Source organism: Mesorhizobium sp. B3-1-7 (assembly GCF_006439385.1).
Classification (GTDB): Bacteria; Pseudomonadota; Alphaproteobacteria; order Rhizobiales; family Rhizobiaceae; genus Mesorhizobium.
Genome location: NZ_VFTL01000025.1, coordinates 20,482 through 37,397 on the forward strand (window position 1 = coordinate 20,482; position 16,916 = coordinate 37,397).

At 63.8% G+C, this 16,916-nt stretch carries 17 protein-coding genes and 1 tRNA gene; 10 read left to right on the top strand and 8 right to left on the bottom strand.

Features of this window, described 5'->3' with window-relative positions:
- Positions 1–76: 76 nt before the first annotated feature.
- The 6 genes from mce (at position 77) to FJ417_RS20560 (ending at position 6,458) form a co-directional block, all read left to right on the top strand.
- Positions 77–481 carry a methylmalonyl-CoA epimerase gene (mce, locus tag FJ417_RS20535; RefSeq protein ID WP_140784719.1) on the top strand — a complete coding sequence of 135 codons (405 nt, stop codon included), beginning with the start codon at positions 77–79 and terminating at the stop codon, positions 479–481.
- A complete protein-coding gene (locus FJ417_RS20540; protein WP_140784720.1) occupies positions 478–762 on the top strand; it encodes a DUF1467 family protein in 285 nt (94 codons plus the stop codon). Before mce ends, FJ417_RS20540 begins: the two co-directional genes overlap by 4 nt.
- A gap of 573 nt (positions 763–1,335) precedes the next feature.
- Positions 1,336–2,664 carry a proline--tRNA ligase gene (proS, locus tag FJ417_RS20545; RefSeq protein WP_140784721.1) on the top strand — a complete coding sequence of 443 codons (1,329 nt, stop codon included), beginning with the start codon at positions 1,336–1,338 and terminating at the stop codon, positions 2,662–2,664.
- Positions 2,661–3,947 carry a lipoprotein-releasing ABC transporter permease subunit gene (locus FJ417_RS20550; RefSeq protein ID WP_140653614.1) on the top strand — a complete coding sequence of 429 codons (1,287 nt, stop codon included), beginning with the start codon at positions 2,661–2,663 and terminating at the stop codon, positions 3,945–3,947. Before proS ends, FJ417_RS20550 begins: the two co-directional genes overlap by 4 nt.
- Positions 3,947–4,627: an ABC transporter ATP-binding protein gene (locus FJ417_RS20555; RefSeq protein WP_140646673.1), complete on the top strand. Its 681-nt coding sequence runs from the start codon at positions 3,947–3,949 to the stop codon at positions 4,625–4,627. The genes FJ417_RS20550 and FJ417_RS20555 overlap by 1 nt, the downstream gene beginning before the upstream one ends.
- A 580-nt stretch (positions 4,628–5,207) precedes the next feature.
- Complete coding sequence (locus FJ417_RS20560; protein ID WP_140784722.1) at positions 5,208–6,458, top strand: SRPBCC family protein; 1,251 nt, start codon at positions 5,208–5,210, stop codon at positions 6,456–6,458.
- 155 nt (positions 6,459–6,613) lie between these two features.
- Here FJ417_RS20560 and lipB read toward each other — a convergent pair whose 3' ends face one another.
- Positions 6,614–7,357, bottom strand: coding sequence for a lipoyl(octanoyl) transferase LipB (lipB, locus tag FJ417_RS20565; protein ID WP_140784723.1), 744 nt, complete (start codon positions 7,355–7,357; stop codon positions 6,614–6,616).
- A 227-nt stretch (positions 7,358–7,584) separates the two neighbouring features.
- On the opposite strand from lipB, the gene FJ417_RS20570 reads away from it, so the two are divergent.
- Positions 7,585–7,669, top strand: a tRNA-Leu gene (locus tag FJ417_RS20570).
- A gap of 153 nt (positions 7,670–7,822) precedes the next feature.
- Here the strand turns inward: FJ417_RS20570 and sucD are convergent.
- The 5 genes from sucD to FJ417_RS20595 all read right to left on the bottom strand — a co-directional run bounded on the left by sucD (position 7,823) and on the right by FJ417_RS20595 (position 12,913).
- The gene (sucD, locus tag FJ417_RS20575; RefSeq protein WP_140784724.1) at positions 7,823–8,722 is read right to left on the bottom strand and encodes a succinate--CoA ligase subunit alpha; all 900 of its coding nucleotides are present in this window, start codon (positions 8,720–8,722) and stop codon (positions 7,823–7,825) included.
- A gap of 13 nt (positions 8,723–8,735) precedes the next feature.
- Entirely contained in the window at positions 8,736–9,923 is a 1,188-nt protein-coding gene (locus FJ417_RS20580; protein ID WP_140784725.1) for a malate--CoA ligase subunit beta, read from the bottom strand.
- Between the two features lie 19 nt (positions 9,924–9,942).
- A complete protein-coding gene (locus FJ417_RS20585; RefSeq protein ID WP_140784726.1) occupies positions 9,943–10,905 on the bottom strand; it encodes a CoA ester lyase in 963 nt (320 codons plus the stop codon).
- Between the two features lie 10 nt (positions 10,906–10,915).
- Entirely contained in the window at positions 10,916–12,106 is a 1,191-nt protein-coding gene (locus tag FJ417_RS20590; RefSeq protein WP_140784727.1) for an aminotransferase class V-fold PLP-dependent enzyme, read from the bottom strand.
- A gap of 135 nt (positions 12,107–12,241) precedes the next feature.
- Positions 12,242–12,913, bottom strand: a complete 672-nt coding sequence (locus FJ417_RS20595; RefSeq protein WP_140784728.1) for a response regulator transcription factor — start codon at positions 12,911–12,913, stop codon at positions 12,242–12,244.
- A gap of 362 nt (positions 12,914–13,275) precedes the next feature.
- Here FJ417_RS20595 and mgtE point away from each other — a divergent pair, with 362 nt between their 5' ends.
- A complete protein-coding gene (gene mgtE, locus FJ417_RS20600; RefSeq protein WP_140784729.1) occupies positions 13,276–14,694 on the top strand; it encodes a magnesium transporter in 1,419 nt (472 codons plus the stop codon).
- A gap of 144 nt (positions 14,695–14,838) precedes the next feature.
- Positions 14,839–15,225 (top strand): MerR family DNA-binding transcriptional regulator, encoded by a 387-nt coding sequence (locus FJ417_RS20605; protein ID WP_027168973.1) that lies wholly within the window; start codon positions 14,839–14,841, stop codon positions 15,223–15,225.
- Positions 15,226–15,231: 6 nt separating this feature from the next.
- On the opposite strand, the gene FJ417_RS20610 is transcribed toward FJ417_RS20605, so the two are convergent.
- A complete protein-coding gene (locus FJ417_RS20610; RefSeq protein ID WP_140784730.1) occupies positions 15,232–15,711 on the bottom strand; it encodes an isoprenylcysteine carboxylmethyltransferase family protein in 480 nt (159 codons plus the stop codon).
- Positions 15,708–16,709 carry a DUF1624 domain-containing protein gene (locus tag FJ417_RS20615; protein ID WP_140784731.1) on the bottom strand — a complete coding sequence of 334 codons (1,002 nt, stop codon included), beginning with the start codon at positions 16,707–16,709 and terminating at the stop codon, positions 15,708–15,710. Before FJ417_RS20615 ends, FJ417_RS20610 begins: the two co-directional genes overlap by 4 nt.
- Here FJ417_RS20615 and FJ417_RS20620 point away from each other — a divergent pair.
- Entirely contained in the window at positions 16,709–16,912 is a 204-nt protein-coding gene (locus tag FJ417_RS20620; protein ID WP_140784732.1) for a hypothetical protein, read from the top strand. The two genes, FJ417_RS20615 and FJ417_RS20620, sit on opposite strands and share 1 nt — an antisense overlap.
- The last annotated feature ends 4 nt before the right edge of the window (positions 16,913–16,916 follow it).

Here is a 16,916-nt window from a genome sequence, read left to right on the forward strand (position 1 = left end):
CTTCTCTACTGCCTACTGCCTACTGCCTACTGCCTACTGCCTACTGCCTACTGCCTACTGCCTAGGGAAACCGCCAATGCTTGGACGCCTGAACCATGTCGCGCTTGCCGTGCCGGATCTGGCCGCGGCAATGGCCGCCTATCGCGATACGCTGGGCGCGCGGTTGAGCGAGCCGCAGGCGTTGCCGGAGCATGGCGTGAGCGTCGTGTTCGTCGATGTCGGCAACACCAAGATCGAGTTGCTGGAGCCGCTGGGCGAGACTTCACCCATCGCCGCGTTCCTCGAGAAGAATCCATCCGGCGGCATGCATCACGTCTGCTACGAGGTCGACGACATCCTGGCCGCTCGCGATCATTTGAAGCAAAGCGGCGCGCGCGTGCTGGGTGACGGCAATCCGAAGATCGGCGCGCATGGCAAGCCGGTGCTGTTCCTGCATCCGAAGGATTTCTTCGGCACGCTCGTCGAACTGGAGCAGATATGAACTGGATACTGTTCGCCGCGCTGTTCTTCGTCATCTGGTGGATGGTGCTGTTCGTTGTTCTTCCGTTCAGCTTGCGCACCCAGGACGACGACCAGGATGTCACGCTTGGCACCGTTTCCAGCGCGCCGCGGGGCCCGCATATGCTGCGCGCCTTCGTCCGCGCGACGATCGTGACGGTGGTCGTGATGGGTATTCTCTACGGCTTGACGATGGACCTGGGGTATAGCTTCGACGACGTCATGCGGATCATGCCGGACTTCACGCCGGACGTCAGTCACTGAAGGCGACAACGCAGTTTCCGCAAGTATTGAGCAGCACACGCGCGCCAAGGTTGAGATCGGAAGCCGGCTTCCGATTCAACGGCTAATCACGCCTGATGCTGTTTGGCAGATGGTTGTGTTAAGCAGATGATTGCACAAAAAAAATGCAAGGCACAAGGCCTTGCAATTTAAACGCGTCCGATCTGTTTCCGGTGTCCGGCGGCAGCGAGTTACCGCGCCTAGATCGCATCCTCCCAAGACTTTGACCGCGTAGGAGAGCAGATTTTTCTCCGCCCTCTCGGTTATCGGCGCACACTAGACCAAGGCAGGTGAAAATGTCACGAAGAATTTTGCCTCGAAACAGGCAATATCGTGCTGCACTGCACAATAGTGCGGCAGGGCTTGCTTGTGAATCGATCAAAAAGCCATTTGCGGCACTTTGCAGCCAAAATCGCCTTTTTGGTAAGGTGCAGAAGGCCCCGATACTTTGGGGCACTCGGGTTTCCATTCGGCCATGAAATGGCTATGAAGCCCGGGCAAGCAGCCTCGGTTGCGCCGATTCCCGCGCCGCCATTTTCACTCACGGACCAGTCCATGCGTTTGTCGCGCTATTTCCTGCCCATTCTCAAAGAAAATCCCCGCGAGGCCGAAATCGTCTCGCACCGGCTGATGCTGCGCGCCGGCATGATCCGGCAGCAGGGGCAGGGCAGCTTTTCGTGGCTGCCGCTGGGCAAGCGTGTGCTGGACAAGGTCTGCCGGATCATCCGCGAGGAACAGAACCGCGCCGGCGCGCTGGAAATCCTGATGCCGACCATCCAGTCGGCGGATCTGTGGCGAGAAAGCGGACGTTACAACGACTATGGCAAGGAGATGCTGCGCATCAAGGACCGCCAGGACCGCGACATGCTCTACGGGCCGACCAATGAAGAGATGGTCACCGAGATTTTCCGCGCCTATGTGAAGTCCTACAAGGATCTGCCGCTCAACCTCTACCACATCCAGTGGAAGTTCCGCGATGAGGTGCGCCCGCGCTTCGGCGTCATGCGCAGCAGGGAATTCCTGATGAAGGATGCTTACTCCTTCGACCTCGATTTCGAGGGCGCCAGGGCCGCCTACAACCGCATGTTCGTCTCCTATCTCAGGACGTTCACACGCATGGGCCTGCAGGCCATTCCGATGCGCGCCGACACCGGCCCGATCGGCGGCGATCTCAGCCATGAGTTCATCATCCTGGCCGACACCGGCGAGAGCCAGGTGTTCTGCGACCGCGCCTATCTGTCGCTCGACGTGCCGGGCGCCGGCACCAACTTCTCCAACAATGCCGAGATCGGCGACATCGTGAAGAAGTGGACGACGCCTTATGCCGCCACCGACGAGATGCATGACGAGGCGGCCTGGGCGAACGTTCCGCCAAGCGAGCAGGTCTCGGCGCGCGGCATCGAGGTCGGCCACATCTTCCACTTCGGCGAGAAATACTCCAAGCCCATGGGCGCCAAGGTGACCGGACCCGACGGCAAGGACCATTACGCCTCGGGCGGCTCCTACGGCATCGGTCCGTCGCGGCTGGTCGCGGCGATCATCGAGGCCAGTCATGACGAGAACGGCATCATCTGGCCGGAAGCGGTGGCGCCCTTCGATATCGGCCTGATCAACATGAAGGTCGGCGACGGCGAATGCGACCGCGTCTGCGACGAGCTCTATGCGGCGCTCACTTCGGCCGGCAAGGACGTGCTCTATGACGACACCGACCAGCGGCCCGGCGGCAAGTTCGCCACCGCGGATCTGATCGGCCTGCCGTGGCAGGTGATCGTCGGACCGCGCGGCGTGGCCGCCGGCGAGGTCGAGATCAAGAACCGCAAGTCGGGCGAGCGCGAGACACTGCCGATCGCGGAAGCCAAGAAACGCCTGGGTGTCGCCGCATGAGCGAGCCGGCGGCAGCGGCCAGGTCAGCGGCGGGCGCTTTCTCCGGCTTCGAGCGCATGGTGGCCTGGCGCTATCTGCGCTCGCGCCGCAAGGAGACGGTGATCTCGGTCATCGCTTCGATCTCCTTCCTCGGCATCATGCTCGGCGTCGCGACGCTGATCGTCGTCATGGCCGTAATGAACGGTTTTCGCGCCGAGCTGCTCACCCGCATCCTCGGCGTCAACGGCCACCTCATCGTGCAGCCGCTCGATTCGCCGCTGGAGGACTACGCCCAGGTGGCGAGCCGCATCAACGGTGTCGCGGGCGTCAAATACGCTATTCCGCTGATCGACGGCCAGGTGCTGGCGCAAGGCAATGTCGGCGGCGGCACAGGCGCGCTGGTGCGCGGCATCCGCGGCGAGGATCTCGGCAAGATTTCGATCGTCGCCAGCAACATCAAGCAGGGCACGCTCGACGGCTTCGACACCGGCGACGGCGTGGCGATCGGCAAGCGTATGGCGGAAAGCCTCGGACTGGTGCTCGGCGACACCATCACGCTGATCTCGCCGGACGGCGACGTGACGCCGCTCGGCACCACGCCGCGCATGAAAGGCTACAAGGTGGCGGCGATCTTCGAGGTCGGCATGTCGGAATATGACAGCTCGATCGTCTATATGCCGTTCTCCGAAGCGCAGCTCTATTTCAACATGGACGGCCGCGCGCAGACCATCGAGATCTATGTCGACAATCCCGACAATGTCGACGCGCTGAAGCCGCTGGTCGAGCAGGCGGCGCAGCGGCCGGTCGATCTCGTCGACTGGCGCCAGCGCAACGAGACCTTCTTCTCCGCGCTGCAGGTCGAGCGCAACGTCATGTTCATGATTCTGACGCTGATCGTGCTGGTGGCGGCGCTCAACATCATTTCCGGCCTCATCATGCTGGTGAAGGACAAAGGCCACGACATCGCCATCCTGCGCACGATGGGCGCCTCGCGCGGCGCGATCTTGCGCATCTTCCTGATGACCGGGGCGGCGATCGGCGTCACCGGGACCATCGCCGGCGTGCTGCTCGGCGTCGTCATCTGCCTCAACATCGAATCGATCCGCCAGTTCTTCTCCTGGATGACCGGCAGGATCCTGTTCAACCCCGAGCTGTATTTCCTCAGCCAGCTGCCGGCGAAGATGGATCCGCGCGAGACGACCTACGTCGTCATCATGGCGCTGGCCCTGTCGTTCCTCGCGACGGTGTTTCCGGCCTGGCGGGCCGCCCGGCTCGATCCGGTCGAAGCCTTGAGGTACGAATGATGGCCGAGGCCATTATCGAGTTGAAGGGCGTCGAGCGGCACTACGTCCAGGGACCGCGCAAGCTCACCATCCTGAACGGCGCCGACTTTTCGCTGCGGCGCGGCGAGATGGTGGCGCTGGTGGCGCCGTCGGGCACTGGCAAGTCCACACTGCTGCATACGGCGGGGCTGCTGGAGCGGCCCGATGCGGGCGACGTGATCCTCGCCGGCCGTGCCTGCGGCCGGCTGTCGGACGAGGAGCGCACCGCGATCCGCCGCAACGATGTCGGCTTCGTCTACCAGTTCCATCATTTGCTGCCGGAGTTCTCGGCGCTCGAGAACATCATGATGCCGCAGCTGATCAAGGGGCTTTCCTCCAAGGACGCTTCGGAGCGGGCAGCCCAGCTTCTCGACTACATGCAGATCGGCAAGCGTGCGCAGCACCGGCCGGCCGAGCTTTCAGGCGGCGAGCAGCAACGCGTCGCCATTGCCCGCGCGGTCGCCAATGCGCCGCTGGTGCTGCTGGCCGACGAGCCGACCGGCAATCTCGATCCGGTCACCGCCTCCTATGTGTTCGATGCGCTGGAAGCGCTGGTCAGGCAGTCGGGCCTCGCGGCGCTGATCGCCACCCACAACCACGAGCTGGCCTCGCGCATGGATCGGCGCGTGACGCTGGCCGAGGGTAAGGTCGTGCCGCTTTAGGCCAAACCGATATTCGGATGAGGCTGGCCTGCGGATGGCAGCTTCCGGCCTTCGCCGTCCGAAGCCCTCATAAGTGTCTCCGCTCTATGAAGGCTACCGCCGGCGTGGGCCGGTTCTCGGAACCCGCCATCCTCGACTCAGTCCGATCCGAATCTCGGCTCGGCCTGGCTCTGCGCAAATACCCCCAATCGTGCGCTAACCTTTCCTTAACCCTGCAGAAATGGACGGCCCGGATTCGTTCGGCGCGGTGTGTGGCGGCCGTTGACATTCGAACAAAATCAGAACAAACTACGAACATACTAACAACGGAGAGAGTTATGTCTGATCTGGTTCAGGATGTCGTCTCGCTGGTTTGCATGAGCACCTTCCTCGTTTCCATGGCGATCTGGATCGGCGCCATGTGATCGGGCGGCCTAGCCGCTGCCGGGACGGGCAAATGCCCGACCGTTGTTCGGGCGGGCAAGAGCCCGCCCTGGGATAGGCAAGGGCCCGCCCGGTGATGGGCAAGAGCCCACTCCTTGTTAAGTCTTTCTTGGCCGCGCCGACGCTAGGTTGCTCCCTCAGGATAGGAGCGAATTTGGTGTCGGTCATCGTCACGGTCACCCTCGTGGCCGGCAATCTCGGATTGATCTTTCTTTTGATGACCGTGCCGCTCGGACTGTGCACGGTGACGGTCAGCCGCGTGATCAAGGCCGACCGCGATCGCCTCTGGCAGGCGCTGTGGCCGTTCGGCGGCGACGCCGGATGGTCCGGCGAGATCCTTTCCGCCGAGCCGCTGGACGGCGAGGGGACGGCGCTGATCAAGCTGTCCTGGGAAGGGCGCGACGGCCGGCCGATCGAACGCAAGGCGCGGTTCGAGGATGTGAGGGAAGGCAGCCGCTTTTCGATGCGGGTTATCGAGGACACTGCGCTCGATCCGTCGTTCTGGGCAAACTATCGCGAGACCGCCGAACTCGTACCCGAGGGTGATGCGACGCGGGTCACGCTTACTCAAACCGATCGCTACCGCGGCGTCGCGTTCCTGGTCTTCCGTTTCTTCGCCATGCGCCGCGAGCTCAGCAAGCTGGACGTCTGGGCGGCTACCGGCACGTATCGCAAGGGCGGCTGGTTCGAGCATCCGCTGAGCCAGATCGGCTTTGCCGTGCTTTCGGCCCTGATCCTGTGGCCGTTCTTCGGCCTCAATATCGGCGGCCTGGCCCTTGCCGCGATCCTGACCTCGGTGGTCGCCCTGCACGAGCTCGGCCATATGGCGGCCTTCCGGCTGACGGGGCATCGCCGGGCACGGATGATCTTCATTCCGCTGCTTGGCGGCATTGCCATCGGTGGAAGGCCCTATGACAGCCGCTTCGAGGTCGCTTTCGTGGCGCTTATGGGCGCAGGCTTCTCCGCTTTCCTGGTGCCGGTGCTGATCGCCGCGAGCGGCTTCGCCAACGGCGAGGGACATCGGCTTGTCGCCATGCTCCTGGCAACGCTCGCCGGCTGCGCATCCCTGTTCAACATCGCCAATCTGGTGCCGGTGTGGAAATTCGACGGCGGCCAGGTGCTGCGTCAGATCTGCCCGGGTCCGGCAGCACTCGCGCTGGCGTCCTTCCTGCTGCTCTCGGCGCTTCTGGCGCTCGGCTGGCGGGCCGGTTTTTCGCCGAGCTTCCTGCTGATCGCCGGCGCGGTGTTCGCGATCCTCAGCCTGATCACCATGGGCAGCGGCGTGAAGCCGCGACACGAGCTGAAGCCGATCAAGACCTTCGACCGGCTGGCCATGGCCGGCGCGCTGCTCGCCGTCTTTGCCATCCACGGCTACGGGATGCTGTGGGCATCCGCGCAGCTGATGTAGAGTATGTTGATATTCAGATGAGTCCGGCCTGCAAACGGCAGCTTCCTGCGCTTCCGGTGCTCACGTACTTAAGTACGCTCCGCTCCGGTTCTCGGAACCCACCGTTTTCGGCTCGGCCTGACCTGAATCTCAACACACTCCAGGCGGAGCGACGTTCAGCCAGCCTTGCGAGCAGGCTCGGCGACCGAAACTGCGGCAGGCCCGAACACATCCTCAAACGCCGATTTCAGCGCCAGATCAAGATCTGCCATGGTGACGGGCAGGCCGAGATCAACAAGGCTGGTCACGCCGTGGTCCGAAACGCCGCAGGGCACGATGCCGCTGAAATGGCCGAGATCCGGCTCGACATTGATGGCGATGCCGTGGAAGCTCACCCAGCGCCGCAGCCGGATGCCTATTGCCGCGATCTTGTCCTCGACCGACGTGCCGTCCGGCAGGGCAGGACGATCCGGCCGAACCACCCAGACGCCGACGCGGTCCTCGCGTCGCTCGCCGCGCACATTGAAGGCGGCAAGCGTGGAGATAATCCATTGCTCGAGCGCCGCGACGAAGGCGCGCACATCCTCGCGCCGGCGCTTCAGATCGAGCATGACATAGGCCACGCGCTGGCCGGGGCCGTGATAGGTGTATTCGCCGCCACGGCCCGCGGCAAAGACCGGGAAGCGGTCGGGGTCGATCAGGTCCTCGATGCGGGCGCTGGTGCCGGCGGTGTAGAGCGGCGGATGCTCGACCAGCCAGACCATTTCGCCTGCCGCGCCGCTGCGGATCGCTTCGGCGCGAGCCTCCATGAAGGCAAGGGCATCCGGATAGGCGGTAAGGCCTGGCTCGATCACCCATTCGACCGGTGCCGAGCCGGGCAGGGGCAGGAACGACGTGGCGATCTGGCTGCGTTCTGTCATGGAACTTTCTCGATGCTCCTCCCATATGGCGGCAATCGGCCAAAACGTCCAGTTCCGGCAACGTGAAGGCGGGCTGCGGAGGCTTGTGGAGGCAACACCTCGTCCGCCCAAAACCTCTGCGCACCTGTCGGTGATACGCATTCGCGAATATTCCGCCCAGCGCACTTGTTTCGCCGGAAACGATTTGCTACAGGCCCCGAGCCGGACGGTTCCGGCTCCTACCACGTGCGGTCGTGGCGGAATTGGTAGACGCGCAGCGTTGAGGTCGCTGTGGGGCAACCCGTGGAAGTTCGAGTCTTCTCGACCGCACCAAAATCTCCCCAAAAGCCAATGGAATCCGGCGCCGGCAGGCGACTGTCGCCACGGCTGCGTGCGTCTTGCTCGCCAAACGAAAGCGGCGGCGGGTCATGAAGACCGCCACCGCCTGGAATTCCCAACCAATCCAAAGCCATCAGGCTGGACCGATCAAGCCGCCTTCTTCGTCCGCGCCAGCGTATCGGCCACCACTTCGCCGAAGGAGGCGGGGGTCGGCACGATGACGACGCCGGCTTCCTTGAGGATCTCGACCTTTTCCTGCGCCGACTCGCCGAAGGCGGAGATGATCGCGCCGGCATGGCCCATGCGCCTTCCCTTCGGTGCGGAAAGCCCGGCGATGTAGGCGATCAGGGGCTTGCGCATATTGTCGCGCGCCCAGATCGCGGCTTCGGCTTCCTGCGGGCCGCCGATCTCGCCGATCATCACCACGGCGTCGGTGTCGTCGTCCCGCTCGAAGAGCTGCAGGATGTCCTTGAAGGACGAGCCGTTGATGGGATCGCCGCCGATGCCGACGCTGGTCGACACGCCGATGCCGAGCGCCTTCATCTGCGAGGCCGCCTCGTAACCCAGCGTGCCGGAGCGGCCGACGATGCCGACGCGTCCGGGCAGATAGATGCTGCCCGGCATGATGCCCATCAGCGCCTGTCCGGGGGTGATGACGCCGGCGCAGTTGGGGCCGACCAGCCGCATGCGGTCCTCGAAGCGGTAGCGGCGCATGTAGCGCTTGACCCGCATCATGTCCTGCGAGGGGATGCCGTCGGTGATGCAGACGCAGAGTTTTATCTCGGCGTCCGCCGCCTCCATGATCGAATCGGCGGCGAAGGGCGGCGGCACGAAGACGATGCTCGCCTCGGCGCGGGTCTCGCGCACCGCGCCTTTGACGGTGTTGAAGACAGGCAGGCCGAGATGCGTCTGGCCGCCCTTGCCGGGGGTGACGCCGCCGACCAGCTTGGTGCCGTAGCGCTTCATGTCATCGGCATGGAAGCTGCCGATCTTGCCGGTGAACCCTTGCACGATGACGCGCGTGCTGCGGTTGAGCAGGATTGCCATTTCTCGACCTCCCTCAGGCTGCTTTTTTGTTCTTGGTGGCTTCGCGCCAGGCCGCGACGGCCTTTTCGGCGGCTTCGGCCAGTGTGTCGGCGACGATCACCGCCTCGCCGGAATCGGCTAGGATCTTGCGCCCCTCCTCGACCTTGGTCCCGGAAAGGCGCACCACCAGCGGCACATCGACGCCGACCTCGCGGATCGCCTTGATGACGCCTTCGGCCACCCAGTCGCAGCGGTTGATGCCGGCGAAGATGTTGACCAGGATGGCCTCCACATTCTTGTCGCCGAGCACCGCGCGGAAGGATTTCGCCACCCGTTCGGGCGAGGCGCCGCCGCCGATGTCGAGGAAATTGGCCGGCTCGCCACCGGCGATCTTGATCATGTCCATCGTCGCCATGGCGAGGCCGGCGCCGTTGATGATGCAGCCGATATTGCCGTCCAAGCCCACATAGGAGAGGCCGCGGTCGCTGGCGAAGGTCTCGCGCGGGTCTTCCTGGCTCTTGTCGCGCAGCTCGGAGATTTCCGGGCGGCGAAACAGCGCGTTCTCGTCGAAGGACATCTTGGCGTCGAGCGCGACGAGGCTGCCGTCGCGCGTCACCACCAGCGGATTGATCTCCAGCATCGTGGCATCGTAGTCGCGGAACACCCGGTAGCAGCCGAGGATGGTTTCGGTCGCCTTGCCGATCAGATTGTCCTCGAGCCCGAGGCCGAAGGCGATCTCGCGCGCCTGGAAGCGCTGCATGCCGACGCCCGGATCGACGGTGGCGCGGATGATCGAATCCGGCGCCGTCTCGGCGATCTCCTCGATCTCCATGCCGCCGGCCGCCGACGCCACGATCATGACGCGCTCTTCCTTGCGGTCGAGCACGAAGCCGAGATAGAGCTCCTGCGCGATATCGACGGCTTCCTCGAGATAGAGGCGCGAGATCAGCTTGCCGCGCGGGCCGGTCTGCTGGGTCACCAGTTTGCGCCCGAGCATGGCTTCGGCCGCATTGGAGATTTCCTCGTCGTTCGAGCAGAGCTTGATGCCGCCGGCCTTGCCGCGCGCGCCGGAATGGACCTGCGCCTTCAGCACCCATTTCGCGCCGCCGATCTCCCTGGCACGGTAGGTCGCCTGTTCGGGGCTATAAGCGAGGCCGCCGCGCGGCACATGCACGCCGTGGCGGGCAAGCAGTTCCTTGGCCTGGTATTCGTGGATGTCCATCTTGTCCTCCCGGTATTTTCTATTGCGCGGCAGCGTGCTGCTGACCGGCGCGCTCGATCGCCTCGTTGACCACCAGCACGTTGCGCGCCATACGCTCCGACGCCGCGTCGATCATCTTGCCGTCGAGGGCGGCGGCACCCTTGCCGAGCGCTTCCGCTTCTTTCAGCACTTCGAGGATGCGGCGGGCACGCGTGACTTCCTTTTCCGGCGGCGAGAACACGTCGTTGGCCAAGGCGATCTGCGAGGGATGGATCGCCCATTTTCCCTCGATGCCGAGTGCCGCGGCGCGCCGGGCGGCGGCCTTGTAGCCTTCCGGGTCGGAGAAATCGCCGAACGGCCCGTCGATGGCGCGCAGGCCATAGGCGCGGCAGGCGACCGTCATGCGCGACAGCGCGAAATGCCACTGGTCGCCGGGATAGTCGGGGTTGAGCCCGCCGATGTTGACGGTGCGCGCCTTGTTCGAGGCGGCATAGTCGGCGACGCCGAAATGCATCGCTTCCAGCCGGCCGGCCGTGGCGGCGATCGCCTCGACATTGGCCATGCCGAGCGCCGTCTCGATCAGCGCTTCGAGGCCGACGCGGGTCTTGAAACCCTTGGCCATCTCGATCTGGTTGACCATGGCCTCGACCATATAGAGGTCGGCCGGCACGCCGACCTTAGGCACCAGGATCGTGTCCAGCCGGTCGCCGGCCTGCTCCATGACGTCGACGACGTCGCGGTACATGTAATGCGTGTCGAGGCCGTTGATGCGAACCGAGACGGTCTTGCCCTTGGCGCGCCAGTCGATGTCGTTGAGCGCCTGGATGATGTTCTTGCGGGCGCGCTCCTTGTCGGGCGGCGCGACCGCATCCTCGATATCGAGGAAGACGAAGTCGGCAGCGCTGTTCGCCGCCTTGTCGATCATCTCCGGACTCGAACCCGGGACGGCGAGCTCGCTGCGCTGGAGTCTCAGCTTCTTCAGATGGTTGATGGTGTGGCTCATGGTGCGCTCCTCACGCCGCCTTGGCGACAGGGACGCCGGCCGTGCGGCGGAAGTGCTCGATCGCCGCGGCCACGCCCGAGCCAGGCGCGAGGCGCACGCCGCAATCGAGCAGCGCCATTTCGGCCGCCGACAGCGAGGCGCAGACCATCACCTCGTTCAGCCAGCCGAGATGGCCGATGCGGAAGACTTTTCCGAACACCTTGTTCAAGCCGCCGCCCAGCGACGTCTGATAGGCCTGGTAGGCGCGCTTGACGACATCGCCGCTGTCGATGCCTTCCGGAACCATAATGGCGCTGACCGTGTCGGAATGCCATTTCGGCGCCTTAGCGCAGAGCTTCAGGCCCCAGGCGTCGACCGCCTTGCGCACGCCTTCGGCAAGGCGATGGTGCCGGGCGAAGATGTTGTCGAGCCCCTCCTCCTCGATCAGGTCGAGCGAGGCGCGCAGGCCGCGCAGCAACTGAGTCGCCGGTGTGTAGGGGAAATAACCGGCATCGTTGGCGCGGATCATGTCCTCGAAGGAGAAGAAGCAGCGCCGGTGCGTCGAAAGGCGCGAGGTGGCCAGCGCCTTCTTGCTGACCGACAGGAAACCGAGGCCGGCCGGCAGCATGAAACCTTTCTGCGAGCCGCTGACGGCGCAGTCGACGCCCCATTCCTGCTGGCGGAAGTCGATCGAGCCGATCGAGGAAACACCGTCGACGAAAAGAAGAGCAGGGTGGTTCGCGGCTTCGAGCGCGGCGCGGCAGCCGGCGACGTCGCTGGTGACGCCCGTCGCCGTCTCGTTCTGCGTGCAGAAGACCGCCTTGATAAGGTGCGCCTTGTCGGCCTTCAGCCGCTCCGCATAGATTTCGAGCGGAACACCGGTGCCCCATTCGCAGTCGATGATTTCGACCTCGAAGCCGAGGCGCTCGGCCATGTCGACCCACAGATGCGAGAACTGGCCGAAGCGCGACATCAGCACTTTGTCGCCGGGGCTGAGCACGTTGGTCATCGCCGCTTCCCAGGCGCCGGTGCCGGAGGAGGGGTAGATGAAAACGCGGCCGGTCTCGTTCTTGAAGACCTTCTTGATGTCCTCGAACAGCGGCAAGGTCAGGTCGGGGAAGGAGGCGGCGCGCATATCCTCCATCGGCAGGTTCATGGCCTGCCGGACTTGCTCGGGAATGTTGGTGGGCCCCGGGATGAAAAGATGCGTGAACCCAGCCATGCGCGAAACTCCTCCGATCGTTTGGGATTGTGGAGGCAGTTTCGTTTCGATGAGGCCTTGCAACAACACCTTGCCGGGTAAGTTGTTGGCCCTTGCGGGTGGGTTGGTCCTACCCGATTGGCCTACCCGGGCGGCCTAACCGAAAGGCGGTTTGGACGTGCGGCGTTTCTCGCTGGAATAGAGCGCGACGGCCATGGCGCGGTTGCGCACGTCCAGCTTGTCGTAGAGATTCTTCAGGTGATACTTCACCGTGTTCTCGGAAATCCCGGTCCGCGTCGCGATCTGCAGGTTGGTCCAGCCGTCGGAAAGCACCGCCAGCAATTCCCGCTCGCGCACGGTGAGCCGCGACAATGGCGTGTCGTTGACCTTGTTGATGTCGATATAGGGGATGCAGATGCGGCCATGCGCGACCGCAAGGATGGTCTCGAAGATCACCGGCGGATCGTCGAACTGGAAGCAGTAGCCCTGCGCGCCAAGGCGTACGCATTGCTTCAGGATGCCGATATCGTGGTCGTTGGAGAAGATCGTGATACGCACACCGAGCTCGCGGCTCTGGACTTCCGTGAGGACGTCGGCTCCATCCATATCGGCGAGCTTCCAGCCGACGACGGCGACATCGAATTTCGTGGCGGCGGCCAGTTCCAGGAATTGCGCGCCGCTGTACACGGCATCGAGCAAATCGAAACGCCCGTCGCATTCCAGCATTTCGCGCAGCGCCGAAACAACGAACGGATTGCGCTCAGCAACGACCACGCGAACGCCCCGCTCGGCATTTCCTTGGTTCGTCTTTGCGGACTTGATGTTCAAGGGCAGCGTTTGTCCTCGGACTGTTTAGCGATGCGCTGATCCTGCTGGATCATGCATCATGACAATTCTGCCTCAATGGGGCAGAGGTGCTCTTTCCCCAGCGACATGCGCTGTCGCGTCGGCTGAAGCGATTGTCGCGCCTGCGGCGCGGGCGCCGTATGCTGCTCCTGTGGGATGCGAGTCGAAGACAACCGCCACATTTCCTTGGCTATTCCGTGCGCTAGAGCGACATCTTTCCAAGACGAATCCTATTGCCGCGCTATCTGCCCCACAGGGTTTGGATTTCCCGAGAAAACCGGTTTCCACTTTTCGGGATCATGCACTAGACCTCACTTCGGGATTCCTCGTTGCGGGAGGCGCTGGTGGAAGGGCAGGACAGACAGACGACCGGCGCCGCGCCCGCCGAGGAGCATCATGCCGACATCTATGGCGAGGACGGCGCCGTGCGCGCCTCCTTCCTTGTCAAGATCGGCGCGGCGATCGCCGACCGCGACACGATCACCCTCAAGCGCGAAGTCGACGATCTGCACCAGTCGGAGCTCGGCGATGTGCTGGAGGCGCTTCACCCCGAACAGCGCCGAGCGCTGGTCGAGCTGCTCGGCTCCGATTTCGATTTCTCCGCGCTGACCGAGGTCGATGAGGCGATCCGCCTCGACATCGTCGACAACCTGCCCAACGCGCAGATCGCGCAAGCGGTGCAGGAGCTCGATTCCGACGACGCCGTCTACATCCTCGAGGACCTCGAGAAGGAAGACCAGGACGAGATCCTGTCGCAGCTGCCTTTCACCGAACGCATCAGGCTGCGGCGCGCGCTCGACTATCCGGAAGAGACCGCCGGCCGGCGCATGCAGACCGAGTTTGTCGCCGTGCCGCCGTTCTGGACGATCGGCCAGACCATCGACTACATGCGCGAGGACAAGAACCTGCCCGAGCGCTTCAGCCAGATCTTCGTCATCGACCCGAGCTTCAAGCTGCTCGGCGCCATCGACCTCGACCAGATCCTGCGCACCAGGCGCGCGGTCAAGGTCGAGGAGGTCATGCATGAGACCCTGCATGCGATCCCGGCCACGATGGACCAGGAAGAGGCGGCACGGGAGTTCGAACAATACAACCTGCTTTCCGCCGCCGTGGTCGACGAGAACGGGCGGCTGGTCGGCGTGCTGACCATCGACGACGTGGTCGACGTCATCCAGGAGGAGGCGGAAGAGGACCTTCTGCGCATGGGCGGCGTCGGCGACGAGGAACTGTCCGACACGGTGCTCGCCACGTCGCGCTCGCGCGTGCCCTGGCTGCTGGTCAACCTTGTGACCGCCTTCCTCGCCGCTTCGGTGATCGGCCTGTTCGATCGCACGATCGAGCATATCGTGGCGTTGGCGGTGCTGATGCCGATCGTCGCCGGCATGGGCGGCAATGCCGGTTCGCAGACCATGACGGTGACCGTGCGCGCGCTGGCGACCAGGGACCTCGATATCTACAACGCGGCGCGCATCATCCGGCGCGAGGTCGGCGTCGGCTTCATCAACGGCATGGTGTTCGCGGTGCTTATCGGCATGGTCGCCGGTTTCTGGTTCCGCGACCCCAATCTGGGCGGCATCATCGCGGCGGCGATGATCATCAACATGTTTGCCGCCGCACTGGCCGGGATCCTCATCCCGCTGGTGCTCGACCGCTTCAAGATCGATCCGGCGGTGGCCTCCGCGGTCTTCGTCACCACGGTCACCGACTGTGTCGGTTTTTTCGCGTTCCTGGGGCTGGCGACGTGGTGGTTTAGGGTGCCCTAAATCAACATGCCCGGCGTTAATTGACTTTTACGTAAATGCCGTGCGAGGTTGCCCTTGGGTCACGCGCCGATTCCGGCGCGGGATGGGTCTGATCGGAGGGAAGGGCGACGCTCCAAGCGGCGATGCCCGGGCTTGGGAGCAGGAATGCGGGAATATTATACGATCACCGAGCTGACACGCGAGTTCGACGTGTCGACGCGGACGTTGCGTTTTTACGAGGACGAAGGGCTGGTGCAGCCTGTAAGGCGCGGCCGCACGCGGCTGTTCCGGCCGTCCGACCGGCACCTGATTCGCCAGATCATGCGCGGAAAAAGGCTCGGCTTCTCGATCAACGAGATCCGCGAGATCATCCAGATGTACAAGGAGCCGCCCGGTGAGGTCGGCCAGCTCAAGCTGATGATCAAGCGCATCGAAGAGAAACGCGAGGACCTGCGCCAGAAGCGGCGCGACCTGGAGGAGACGCTGGCCGAGCTGGACCAGGCTGAAGAGTCCTGCGTGGAGCGGCTGGCTGAGCTGGGTGTGAATACCTAAACCCGCTCAGATCCAGCGGCGTACCCTTTTTGCGTAGTCGCGGTATTTCTTGCCGAACTTCGCCGCCAGGATCTTTTCTTCCTTCTCGATCGCCAGCTTCTGCGTCGCGAAGGCGGCGAGAAAGGCAAAGATCAGGAACCAGGCGATGCCGGTGATGAAGGCGACGCCGATCAGCAGCAGCGTGTTGGCGAGATACATCGGGTTGCGGGTGATGCCGAAGGGGCCGGACGTCACCAGGTGGTCCGGCTCGGCATTGGGGTCGAGCGTCGTCTTGGCCTTGAACATGGCGCGGATGGCCGTGATCCACAGCATGGCGACGCCGAACAGCGCCACCCAGCCGACGCCGAACAGGAGATCGCCGAAGATGTCGCCGATCCAAGGCAGCGGGTAGAGCATGCCGAGTGCGACGCTGAGCGCGATCGCCACGACATAGATCACCGGCGGCCAGGGAATGATCCCGTGTCTGGATTTTACGATGCCCGTCATTGCTGCCCTCCCTCCATCTGGTCCTCCGTCGCGGCGGTGCAGGTTTCCGCCAGGTCGGCCAGGTGCGATTTCCAGACGCTGGACTGGTCGTTGGCGTAGAGCTTGTCGAGAGACCCTTCGCCCTTCAGCGTGTCCAGCATGCAGCCACAATAGCTCGTACAGAACTTGCTGTCCCGCTGCTGTTCGCATTGTGCCTGGCAAGCCGGCAGGAAGCCCGCTTCCTTATCCTGAGGGGCGGCGGGCATGACTTGCGAGAACAGCCATACCGAGCCGAACAGAAGCGGCTGGTGGATCAGGTAGAAGGCAAGGCTGTGCCTGCCGATGAAGGTCAGCGGGTTCGACCAGCGGCCGGGCGCCCATGTTCCCAAGCGGGCGAGCAAGCCCGACGCCGAAGCGAGCTTCACCGTGGCCACGCCCGCAAGCACCGCGCCAAACCATGGGAAAAGCGGCACATAGTCGTTGGAACGCGGGTTGCTGGCGGAAAGGCCCACCCACCACAGCGCCGGATGGTCGAACAGCTCCGAGCGCAGATAGTAGGGGGCTGCAATGACAGCGGCGGCGATGATGGCCGTCAGCAGCCAGGGCAGCCTGAGAAAGGCAAGGCCGAGCAGGCTCGCCAGCGCGATCTCGTGCAAGATGCCGAAGAAGATGAATCCGTCCGGGGTGACGAAATAAGTGACCGTCGAAATGGCGATCGCCGCCGCGGCAACCATGGCAAAACGCTTCCAGAAGCCTGGCCAGCGGATCTGACGGCCATGGGCGAGGAAGAGGCTGACCCCGACCAGGAACAGGAAGGTCGAGGCAATGCAGCGCGCGTAGAATTTCCACCAGCCGAAGGCGGTGAGGGCTGGCGTGGTGTAGCCGAAATTTTCGAGGTCCCAGGTGAAGTGGTAGCTCGCCATCGCGATCAACGCGATGCCGCGCAGGATGTCGATCGCCTGGATGCGGCCGTGCTTGGGGGGATCCTGAACGGGTTCGCCGGTCGTTTGAACGCTCATTGATCTCGCAATCCGATTCAGTCCTGCCGAACGACTATCACGGTTCAAGCCGACGACAGAAGCAGGTGGCCATCAATGCGTTTCATGGCAGCCATGAAATTTCGCTTTATGCCAGCGCCGGAAAGCCTTTGGCAGGCTTCGCTTTTCGGCCTCTGGGGGTCGGTTTCCTGCTACAGGCCGGCAACTGGCCCGGCCAGATTTGAGGGG

Excerpts from the sequence above, each read along its gene's own strand:
- mce (WP_140784719.1), top strand. The coding sequence starts at position 77 with ATGCTTGGACGCCTGAACCATGTCGCGCTTGCCGTGCCGGATCTGGCC.
- FJ417_RS20540 (WP_140784720.1), top strand. The coding sequence starts at position 478 with ATGAACTGGATACTGTTCGCCGCGCTGTTCTTCGTCATCTGGTGGATG.
- proS (WP_140784721.1), top strand. The coding sequence starts at position 1,336 with ATGCGTTTGTCGCGCTATTTCCTGCCCATTCTCAAAGAAAATCCCCGC.
- FJ417_RS20550 (WP_140653614.1), top strand. The coding sequence starts at position 2,661 with ATGAGCGAGCCGGCGGCAGCGGCCAGGTCAGCGGCGGGCGCTTTCTCC.
- FJ417_RS20555 (WP_140646673.1), top strand. The coding sequence starts at position 3,947 with ATGGCCGAGGCCATTATCGAGTTGAAGGGCGTCGAGCGGCACTACGTC.
- lipB (WP_140784723.1), bottom strand. The coding sequence starts at position 7,357 with ATGACAGAACGCAGCCAGATCGCCACGTCGTTCCTGCCCCTGCCCGGC.
- sucD (WP_140784724.1), bottom strand. The coding sequence starts at position 8,722 with ATGGCAATCCTGCTCAACCGCAGCACGCGCGTCATCGTGCAAGGGTTC.
- FJ417_RS20580 (WP_140784725.1), bottom strand. The coding sequence starts at position 9,923 with ATGGACATCCACGAATACCAGGCCAAGGAACTGCTTGCCCGCCACGGC.
- FJ417_RS20585 (WP_140784726.1), bottom strand. The coding sequence starts at position 10,905 with ATGAGCCACACCATCAACCATCTGAAGAAGCTGAGACTCCAGCGCAGC.
- FJ417_RS20590 (WP_140784727.1), bottom strand. The coding sequence starts at position 12,106 with ATGGCTGGGTTCACGCATCTTTTCATCCCGGGGCCCACCAACATTCCC.
- FJ417_RS20605 (WP_027168973.1), top strand. The coding sequence starts at position 14,839 with ATGCGGGAATATTATACGATCACCGAGCTGACACGCGAGTTCGACGTG.
- FJ417_RS20610 (WP_140784730.1), bottom strand. The coding sequence starts at position 15,711 with ATGACGGGCATCGTAAAATCCAGACACGGGATCATTCCCTGGCCGCCG.
- FJ417_RS20615 (WP_140784731.1), bottom strand. The coding sequence starts at position 16,709 with ATGAGCGTTCAAACGACCGGCGAACCCGTTCAGGATCCCCCCAAGCAC.